We start from the raw sequence: 9,218 nt of genomic DNA, 5'->3' as shown, positions 1-9,218 counted from the left end.
TATAAGAGACAGGTACGGCCCCGCCCCCCGCCTGGCCGCCGGGAGCCGCTTCGGCGCCACGCTCGCCGCCGCCGACCGCCGCCTCGCCGAAGCGGTGGTGACGTTGCGGGAGCCGTCCGACACCAACGGCTTCGTCAACGGCCACCCCATGGCGCACCACCGCTACCTGCCGTCCGTCGAACCCGGGCAGGCCCCGGCGCTGGACGAGCTGATCGAGTCCGGCGCGTCCGGCTTCGAGGCGGGCCAGGCGTGGACGGGCGAGGCCGACCTCGCGCTCTACGACTCCCCGACCGAGGAGCTCTCGCTGCTGACGGTCGAGGAGCCCATCGCCGCCTACTACCGCCAAGTCGGCGTCGTCTGGAACGGCGGCCGCCGCCTCGCCTGAGCCGCTCCGCGCACTCCGGCGGAGTCGGACCAGGCCCGGCAGGGGTAGATTCGCATCTCGGGCCCGTGACAGGGTCGTCAGCGCCGGGCCCCTTGGAGGACGCACCGTGACCGGGCACCACACACTGCAAGAGACCGAGCAGGCCATCCAGCGGCGGCTCGGGGACGTCCCGCTGCGGCACGACGCGATGATGGCGGTCTCCAACATCTACCGGGCCGCCGCCGCCATCCGGCAGCACTTCGAGAGCTCGGTGCTGCGCGGCGCCGACCTGACCTGGACCGCGTTCGTCGTCCTGTGGGTCGTGTGGATCTGGGACGAGATGGAGACGCGCCACGTCGCCGAGGAGGCGGGGATCTCCAAGGGGACGCTCACCGGGGTCGTCAAGACGCTGGAGGGGCGCGGCCTGATCGAGCGCGGCTCGCACGCCACGGACGGGCGGCTCGTCCTGCTCCGGCTCACCGTCAAGGGGCAGGACCTGATGCGGGCGCTGTTCCCGGCGTTCAACGCCGAGGAGGCGTTCGTGGTGGAGCGCCTGAGCGGCGACGACAACCGGGGCCTCGCGCAGACGCTCCGGTCGATCATCGAGCATCTGGAGGAGGAGGGCGACGGGCGGCGCGCCTCACTGCGGGCCGAATCGCCCCCGCCGCCCCGCCGCTCGGGCCGCCGCTCCCGCGCCTGACGCCCCTTGCCCGTGGTTCGTTTGGGCCCATACGATACCGGGATGACGCCAACGCCACGCTTCGTGCTCGTGCTCAGCGAGAACTGGACCCTCACCACCGGCCGCGACCTGCCGACCCTCGTCCGGTGGGCGCGCGAGGCCGAGGACGCCGGCTTCGACGCCGTCATGGTCAGCGAGCACGTCGTGCTCGGCCCGGACGCGGGCGCGAAGGGCGTGATGGGCAACCCGCGCGACTACGCCTACCCCGGCAACCAGGACCCGTTCACCCCGTGGCCCGGATCGCTCATGCTGCTCGGCGCGATCGCGTCCGTCACCGCCCGGATCAGGCTGGCGGCGGCGGCCGTCCTCGCGCCGCTGCGCCACCCCCTCGCGCTGGCCCGCGACATCGGCACGCTCGACCTGCTGTCGGAGGGGCGCCTCGTCGTCCAGCCGACGGTGAGCTGGAGCCGGGACGAGTACGCGGCGCTTGGCGTCCCGTTCGGGAAGCGCGGCGCGATCCTCGACGAGCAGCTGGAGATCTGGGACCTGCTGTGGCGCGGCTCCCCCGTCTCCTACGGCGGCACGCACTTCTCCTTCGAGGACGTCTACTTCGAGCCCCGCGCGTACCGTCCGGACGGGCCGCGCATGTGGTTCGGCGGGCAGCACCTCCACGACCGCCTCCTCGACCGGCTCGTGAAGTACGGGCACGGCTTCCACCCCCTGGGACGCCCCACGCCGGAGGAGACCGACCGCCTGGCCGCCGCGATGGCCGCCGCCGGACGGGACGCCGCCGACCTGGAGATGATCGGCGGCTGCCGTCCCGTGTTCCCCGACGACGACTCGGTGTCCCCGCTCGAACCTGCCCTGGAGAGCATCCCGTCGCAGCTTGAGCAGGGGTTCACGACGTTCTGCATCAAGCCGTCCCAGTTCACCGACGACCCGGACGGCGTCGGCGCGTTCTGCCGCGAGGTCGTCCGCCGCGCCGACGCCCTGGTGTCCTAAGGCGCCCTGACCTCTATCGGCGCGGGGCGCGGATGCCGCGGAACTCCCAGTCGCCGCCGAACGCGGTGGAGATGACCTCCTCCGACTCGGTCGGCTGGGCGCCGCAGTCGTCCCGGATCGGCACCGGCCCCGCGACGATGTGGTTGCGGAGCCGTCCGAGCCCCTCCGCCTCGACCTCGACGACGTCGCCCGGCTGGACGGGACGCGAGTTCGCCGGCGTCCCGGACAGCAGCACGTCCCCGGGGTACAGCGTGATCGTGCGGGCGATGTCGGCGACGAGATAGTGCATGTCCCACTCCATCTCGCCGGTGCTGCCGTCCTGCACCAGCTCGCCGTTCACGTACGTCCGCAGGTACTTGCCCTGGAAGTCCCAGTCGGTGACGAGGCCGGGGCCCAGCGGGCAGAGGGTGTCGGAGCCCTTCACCCGCAGCATCGACCCCGCGTCGGTGTCGCGGAAGTCGTGAAGGCCGTAGTCGTTGGCGACCGTGTAGCCCGCGATGTAGTCGCCGGCCTCCTTCGGCGCGACGTTGCGGGCCGTCCGCCCGATGACGATCGCGATCTCGCCCTCGTAGTTGAGGTACCTGCACCGCTCCGGACGGACGACCGCCCCGCCGTGCGCGTTCAGCGCCGAGATCGGCTTGTGGAAGAACGTCGGCGCGGGCGGCAGCTTCGTCTGGAACTCCTCGACGCGGCTGCGGTGGTTGAGGTGCACCGCGACGACCTTGGACGGCTCGCACGGCGGCAGGTGGACGGCGTCGTCCGCGCGCACCACGCGGCCGTCCGCGCTGACGAGGTCGTCGCCGTCCCTGATGACCTGGGTGGCGGCGCCGTCCAGCAGGATACGTCGGTATTCAGGCATTCAGGCGGTCCATCCGGTCTCAGGGCGGTCGAACCAGATGTGCACCTGGCCCGTCCCGACGGAGTTCTCGTACTCGCTGTACAGGCGTCCGGGGGCCGTGCAGGCATGCTCCCCGAGAGCGCCGATCATCATGAGGTAGTGGCCGAAGCGGGCCTCCGGCTTGAAGGTCAGGAACTCCGGCATGGTGTCGAGCACCCGGCCGTGGTCGCCCTTCTGGAGCCAGGCGATGCGCTGCTCGTCGGCGGCCCGCGCCTGCGGCGTGAAGATGTGCTCGGGCCCGGACGCCTCGTGGTCGCGGATCACCCGCAGCGGCCAGAACGTGTGCGACAGCGCGCCGGACGCGATCAGCAGCACGCGCCGGTCCGTGGCCTCGATGGCGTCGCCGAGGGCGCGGCCGAGGCGCAGGAAGTCCTCGGTGTCGGCGGTCTGGCACACGCCGATCGACATCCACCGCTTGCCCGGGTCGCCGAGGTACGGGTCGTCGCGCACGCCGAGGTGCGTCCACAGGTTGACGGTCGCGTAGTAGATCGGCAGGTACGGGTCGTCGATCGGGGTGATCCACGTCCCGTGCTTGCCGGCGTAGCGCGCGACCGCATGGGCCAGCTCGGGGTCGCCGGGGAAGTCGTACGGCATCCGGCACATGCCGCGCGGCAGCTCCTCGGACGTGTACAACCCCGCCCGGCGCTCCTGCGCGGTGGTGACGAACTCGACCGTCGTCGCCCAATGCGAGTCGAGGACGACGACGGTGTCGTAGTCGTCCCTCTCGAAGACGTCCTTGCGCAGCCTGTGCAGGCCGGGAACGAGCGTGGTGTCCTCACCGCCGTTCAGCTCGCGCCGAGTGACCTCGGGCAGGACGATCGTGGGAACGTGCGCGAGGAGCCCCGCGCCGACTATCTCGCCCATGGTGCCGTCACCGTGTTCTTCAGGTCGCAGTAGAAATCGAAACTCCAGTCGCCGCCCTCGCGCCCGACCCCGGACTGCCGGGACCCGCCGAAGGGGGCCTTCAGGTCGCGGACGAAGAAGCAGTTCACCCACACCGTCCCGGCCACGAGCCGCTCGGTCACGCGCCGCGCGCGCTCTGGGTCACCGGTGGCGAGCGTGGCGGCGAGCCCGAACCGGGTGCCGTTCGCCATCGCGACGGCCTGCTCTTCGGTGTCGAACGTCTGCAGCGTCAGGACGGGCCCGAAGACCTCCTCCGTGAGGATCTCCGCCCCTTCCTGAGCATCCGTGAACAGGGTCGGCCGGTAGTAGAGACCGCCCAGCTCCTCGTTCGGGCCACCGCCGATGAGAGCGCGCGCCCCCGCCTCCTTGGCCCGCTGGACGAACCCGTCCACGCGCTCCAGATGGCGGCGATGGATCTGCGGCCCGATATCGGTGGCTTCCTCACGCGGATCGCCCTGCCTGATCTTGGACGCCTTCGCCACGAAGCGCGCGGTGAACTCGTCCGCGACGGACGACTCGACGAGCAGCCGCGTCGCCGCCAGGCAGACCTGCCCGGCGTTGTCGTACTGCTCGACGGCCAGATCGACCGCGAGATCGAGATCGGCGTCGGCGAACACGACCAGCGGCGACTTCCCGCCCAGCTCCAGCGACAGCGGCGTCAGGTGGGGCGCCGCCGCGGCCGCGATCGTCCGCGCCGTCGGCACCGACCCGGTGAAGCTGATCCGGTTGACGTCCGGATGCGCGGTCAGCGGCCCGCCGACCTCCGCGCCGTACCCCTGGACGACGTTGAACACGCCGTCCGGGAGCCCGGCCTCGGCGGTGATGTCGGCCAGCAGGGACGCGGTGAGAGGCGTCCACTCGGCGGGCTTGAGGACGACGGTGTTCCCGGCCGCCAGCGCGGGCGCGATCTTCCACGTGGCCAGCATGAGCGGAGCGTTCCATGGGGTGATGAGCGCCGCGACGCCCGCCGGATCCCAGCTCACATGGTTGGTGTGGCCCCGCGTCTCGAAGTCCTCGTGCCCGAGGTTCAGCAGCCGGTCGGCGAAGAACCGGAAGTTGTGCGCGACCCGGGGCATCACCCCGCGCCGGTGGGAGCGGATCAGCGCCCCGTTGTCGGCCGTCTCGACCTGGGCCAGCTCCTCGATCCGCTTCTCCACGCCGTCGGCGATGGCGTGCAGCAGCCGCGCCCGCTCGTCCCGGCTCGTCCCGGCCCAGGCGGGGAAGGCGCGGCGCGCGGCGGCGACGGCCGCGTCCACCTCCGCCGCCCCGCCCCGCGCGATCTCCGCGACCGGCCGCTCGTCGATCGGCGAGACGCTGGCGAAGGTCGCGTCGGAGCCGGTGCGCTCCCCGCCGATCCAGTGCCCGGGCTCGACGGTGACACCCGCGACGGTTGCCATCGCTCCACCTCCATTTTGTTTGGTCCCAAATAATCTAGGAACCGGGATGGCGGCGGTCAAGCCGCCGACGCTACTGTTCGGGTGCAAACGACTCTAGAGGAGGACTCGTGACCGACGTCCCGTACGAGGAATGGCGCGCCCGTGCCGCCGGGCTCGTCCCGCACGCCGGCCACCACATCGGCGGCGAGTTCACCGGCACGGCCTCGACCCCCGTCATCTCCCCCCGCGACGGCAAGACGCTCGCCCGCATCGCGTCCGCCGGGCCGTCCGAGGTGGACGCGGCCGTCGCCGCCGCCCGCCGGGCGTTCGACACCGGCCCCTGGCCCCGCCTCGCGCCCGCGGAGCGCAAGGCGGCCCTGCTGCGCTGGGCCGACCTGATCGACCGCGACCGCTCGACGATCGCCCTCCTGATCAGCCTGGAGATGGGCAAGCCGATCAGCGAGTCGTACGGCATCGAGCTGCGCGCCGTCATCAACTGCCTCCGCTGGTACGCCGAGGCCGCCGACAAGCAACTGGACGAATCACCCCGCACGGGAGGCTCCTCGCTCGCCCTGGTCACCCGCGAGCCCGTGGGAGTGGTCGCGGCGGTCGTCCCGTGGAACTTCCCGCTCACCATGGCCGCCTGGAAGATCGCCCCCGCCCTGGCCTCGGGCTGCACGGCCGTCCTCAAACCGGCCGAGGAGTCCCCGCTCTCCGCCCTGCACCTGGCCGCGCTCGCCGCCGAGGCGGGCCTGCCGCCCGGCGTGTTCAACGTCGTCAACGGCCCCGGCGAGGTGGCCGGCCGCGCGCTGGGCGAGCACCCGGCCGTCGACGTCCTCGCCTTCACCGGCTCCACCGAGGTCGGACGCCACTTCCTGCGCTACGCCGCGGGCTCCAACCTCAAGCGCGTCTGGCTCGAACTCGGCGGCAAGTCCCCCAACATCATCCTTCCGGACGCCCCCGACCTGGACGCCGCCGCCGACACCGCCGCCTGGGGCATCTTCTTCAACGCCGGCGAGATGTGCACGGCCCCGTCCCGCCTCCTGGTCCACCGGTCGATCGCGCCGCGGGTGGTCGACCGCGTGATCGCCCGCGCCGAGTCCCTGCGCACCGGCGACCCGCTGGACCCGGCCACCGAGATGGGCCCGCTGGTCTCCCTCGCCCACCACGCCCGCGTCATGTCGCACATCCAGGCGGCGAAGTCGGACGGCGCCCGCCTGCGCACCGGCGCGACGGCGGACGGCCGCTACATCGCCCCCACGGTGTTCGACCAGGTCAAGCCGGAGATGCGGATCGCCCGCGAGGAGGTCTTCGGCCCCGTCCTCGCCGTCCTCGAGTTCGACTCCGTCGACGAGGCGATCACCCTGGCCAACGACACCGACTACGGCCTGGCCGCCGCCGTCTGGACGTCCGACCTGTCCACCGCGCACCGCGTCTCCCGCTCCCTGCGCGCCGGGACGGTCTGGGTCAACTGCTACGAGGAGGGCGACATGAGCGTCCCGTTCGGCGGCGTGAAGCAGTCGGGCCACGGCCGCGACAAGTCGCTGCACGCCCTCGACAAGTACACCGACCTCAAGACCACGTGGATCGAGCTTTGAATCCTCCCCTCCCTGAAGAGAGGACATTCCCTCCCGTCAAGGGGTTCGCGGGGATTTCCGGCTCAGGCAGCCCGGGAGCCCGGCGGGCTCCCAGGTCTTACGCCATCGGCACCGGCCGGGACGAAACCTGCCCGGACCAGCATCACCTGCGCGGAGTTCTTGTCCCGGGGACGAGACACCCCGCACCTGGTGCAGGAGTAGATGCGTTCCGACAGCGGCAGTGCGTGCTTGGTTCTCGCCCCGCAACTCGCGCAGTCGGTGGTGGTGTTTCTCGGGTCGACCAGCACGACCAGGCGGCCGTGCTTACGACCCATGTCGATCAGTTCACGCTTGGCGGCGCCGATGGCGCCGTCGGCGGCCTTGCGCGCCATCGTCGAACGCGCCAAGAACCTGGGCCTGAAGTCCTCCACCGCGACCCGGTCATGATCCCGCATCACCCGCTTGGCCCATTTGCGGGCGGTGTCGGCGCGTTGCCGCTGCACCTTCCTGTGCTGCCGGGCCGCACGCCGGGCTGCGCGTTTGTACCCCTTGGACCCGGGTGTGCCCTTGGGGGTACGGCGGCGGGCCATCTGCCGCTGATACCGGGCCAGCTCCGCGGAGGCGTTCTTGCCGTGCTGGGGGTGCGGCAGGTCGTGCGCATCACTGGTCGTGGTCGCCAGCTCCTTCACCCCCCAGTCCACCCCGATCACCCGGCCGGTCGCGGGCAGCGGCTCGACCTGCGCGGGGACGACGAACGAGCAATACCAGTGGCCGAGGCTGTCGCGGTACACCCGCACCGACGACGGCACGGCGGGCAACCCCCGCGACCACACCACCCGCACGCCGATACCGCCCGCCAGCACCAGCAGGCCATCACGCAGCCGGAACCCGCGTCGGGTGTAATTCAACGTCAGATCCGCCACACCCCGCTTCTTCAAGTTCGGCATCCCGGCGCGCCGCCGCATCGGCAGCCGCTCCCCGATGTCCTTGATCGCCTTCGCCCGGGACCGTCCGAAATCCCGGATGATCTGCTGCTGCGGCACACACGCACCCGCACGCAACCACCCACGGCTCCCACGCCAGCCCGTCAGCATCCGGTCCAGCACCGCCGGGCCGATCCTCTCCCCGGCCCGCCACGCGGCGCGCGACTCCACCACACACTGGTTCCACACCCAGCGGCACCGGTCCCACTCCCGCAACAGCGCACGCTCCGCGCGGCCGGACAGGCGGACACGGTAGGTGTACCGGGCGGCACCCGGCCCCTCATCCAATCCCGTCCGCGACATGGCACGAACCTACCGCACCAGTTCGAACACGTGAGCGAGAACGCTCAGATTACGGTCGGCAGACGAACGTCCGCCCTGGAGGCGAACGCTCTGACCTTGCCAAGCTCCGCAGGAGGCCGGATTCCTCCCCTGCCTGAAGGCCGGGGCATCCTCCGGGAGAATCGGTGACCCGTCCGCTGATCGCCCTTCCGGCCCGCTTCTCCGCGTCCGCCTCCGCCCTCCGCTACAAGGCCGAGGTGGCCGCCCAGGCGCTGGTCGAGGCGGTGTACCGGGCGGGCGGCGAACCGTTGATCATGCACCCGGCGGCGCCGTACGAACCGTCCCGCCTGACCCGCTGCGACGGCCTCCTCCTCCCGGGCGGCGGCGACATCCACCCCCGCCACTACGGCGCGGACACCGAGCACGAGTCCCTCTACGACGTGGACGAAACCCAAGACGCCTTCGATCTGGCCCTGGCCGCCCACGCCCTGGAAGCGAAAATCCCCACCCTGGCCATTTGCCGAGGCTTCCAAATAGCGAACACGGCCCTAGGCGGCTCTCTCACCCAGGACATGCCAGAAGACCACCGCCACAAACTCCACCCGGTGACCGTGAAGGCGGGCACCCTCCTGGCCAAAAAACTGGACACCGAGCAGATCACCGCGTCCTGCTACCACCACCAGTCAACAGCGACGCTGGCCCCGTCCCTAACGCCCACGGCCCACGCCGCCGACGGCACCCTAGAGGCCGCCGAACTGACGAACCGCGACCAGTGGTTCCTGGCCGTCCAATGGCACCCCGAGGACACAGCCGCCACCGACCCAACCCAGCAAGCCCTTTTCGACGCCCTTGTCAGGGCGTCCGCATAGAGACCCGATCCAGGAATGCATCGACAAGCGCGTGAGTCCGCTGTGTCGCCTCAGACTCCGTCCGCTTGACCTCCGCCATCACCGCTTCAGGGTCGATGCCGTTGGCCCGCATGTGACGCTCGGCGCCATTCGCCAGCCAGAGCCCGAACTGCTCAGCCGTGATCTCCGGATGGAACTGCACGCCCATCGACCGCCCCACCACGAACGCCTGCGAGCACACCGCGCTCCGCGCGACCTCCACGGCGCCGGGCGGCAAGATCCACCGGTCGAAGTGGAACTGGAACC

General features: G+C 71.3%; 9 protein-coding genes and 1 pseudogene. 5 read left to right on the top strand and 5 right to left on the bottom strand.

Going from position 1 to position 9,218, the window contains the following annotated elements; all coding sequences use genetic code 11:
• From ETD83_RS35615 to ETD83_RS35605, 3 genes are all read left to right on the top strand, one after another.
• A partial coding sequence (locus ETD83_RS35615) for an acetoacetate decarboxylase family protein (protein ID WP_171064625.1) occupies positions 1-385 on the top strand: 385 nt, incomplete at its 5' end.
• Between the two features lie 106 nt (positions 386-491).
• Positions 492-1,064 (top strand): MarR family winged helix-turn-helix transcriptional regulator, encoded by a 573-nt coding sequence (locus ETD83_RS35610; RefSeq protein WP_138649606.1) that lies wholly within the window; start codon positions 492-494, stop codon positions 1,062-1,064.
• Positions 1,065-1,106: 42 nt separating this feature from the next.
• A complete protein-coding gene (locus ETD83_RS35605; protein ID WP_138649605.1) occupies positions 1,107-2,045 on the top strand; it encodes a TIGR03619 family F420-dependent LLM class oxidoreductase in 939 nt (312 codons plus the stop codon).
• Positions 2,046-2,058: 13 nt separating this feature from the next.
• Here the strand turns inward: ETD83_RS35605 and ETD83_RS35600 are convergent, their stop codons facing one another.
• Genes ETD83_RS35600 through ETD83_RS35590 form a run of 3 tightly spaced genes read right to left on the bottom strand, consistent with a single transcriptional unit; the run spans position 2,059 to position 5,243 of the window.
• A complete protein-coding gene (locus ETD83_RS35600) occupies positions 2,059-2,904 on the bottom strand; it encodes a fumarylacetoacetate hydrolase family protein (protein ID WP_138649604.1) in 846 nt (281 codons plus the stop codon).
• Positions 2,905-3,807, bottom strand: coding sequence for a 3,4-dihydroxyphenylacetate 2,3-dioxygenase (locus tag ETD83_RS35595; protein WP_138649603.1), 903 nt, complete (start codon positions 3,805-3,807; stop codon positions 2,905-2,907).
• Positions 3,795-5,243: an aldehyde dehydrogenase gene (locus ETD83_RS35590; RefSeq protein ID WP_138649602.1), complete on the bottom strand. Its 1,449-nt coding sequence runs from the start codon at positions 5,241-5,243 to the stop codon at positions 3,795-3,797. The genes ETD83_RS35595 and ETD83_RS35590 overlap by 13 nt, the downstream gene beginning before the upstream one ends.
• 107 nt (positions 5,244-5,350) lie before the next feature.
• On the opposite strand from ETD83_RS35590, the gene ETD83_RS35585 reads away from it, so the two are divergent.
• Positions 5,351-6,820, top strand: coding sequence for an aldehyde dehydrogenase family protein (locus tag ETD83_RS35585; protein ID WP_138649601.1), 1,470 nt, complete (start codon positions 5,351-5,353; stop codon positions 6,818-6,820).
• A gap of 62 nt (positions 6,821-6,882) precedes the next feature.
• Here ETD83_RS35585 and ETD83_RS35580 read toward each other — a convergent pair whose 3' ends face one another.
• Complete coding sequence (locus ETD83_RS35580; protein ID WP_138649600.1) at positions 6,883-8,085, bottom strand: RNA-guided endonuclease InsQ/TnpB family protein; 1,203 nt, start codon at positions 8,083-8,085, stop codon at positions 6,883-6,885.
• 164 nt (positions 8,086-8,249) lie between these two features.
• Between ETD83_RS35580 and ETD83_RS35575 the strand changes: the two genes are divergently transcribed.
• Complete coding sequence (locus tag ETD83_RS35575; protein ID WP_138649599.1) at positions 8,250-8,933, top strand: gamma-glutamyl-gamma-aminobutyrate hydrolase family protein; 684 nt, start codon at positions 8,250-8,252, stop codon at positions 8,931-8,933.
• On the opposite strand, the pseudogene ETD83_RS35570 reads toward ETD83_RS35575, so the two are convergent.
• A pseudogene (locus ETD83_RS35570) lies at positions 8,917-9,218 on the bottom strand (aminotransferase); the annotation flags it as partial. The gene ETD83_RS35575 and the pseudogene ETD83_RS35570 overlap by 17 nt on opposite strands.

Source organism: Actinomadura soli, assembly GCF_005889715.1.
In the GTDB taxonomy this organism is placed as follows: domain Bacteria; phylum Actinomycetota; class Actinomycetes; order Streptosporangiales; family Streptosporangiaceae; genus Spirillospora; species Spirillospora soli.
This window is presented reverse-complemented; position numbering and strand designations above follow the sequence as displayed.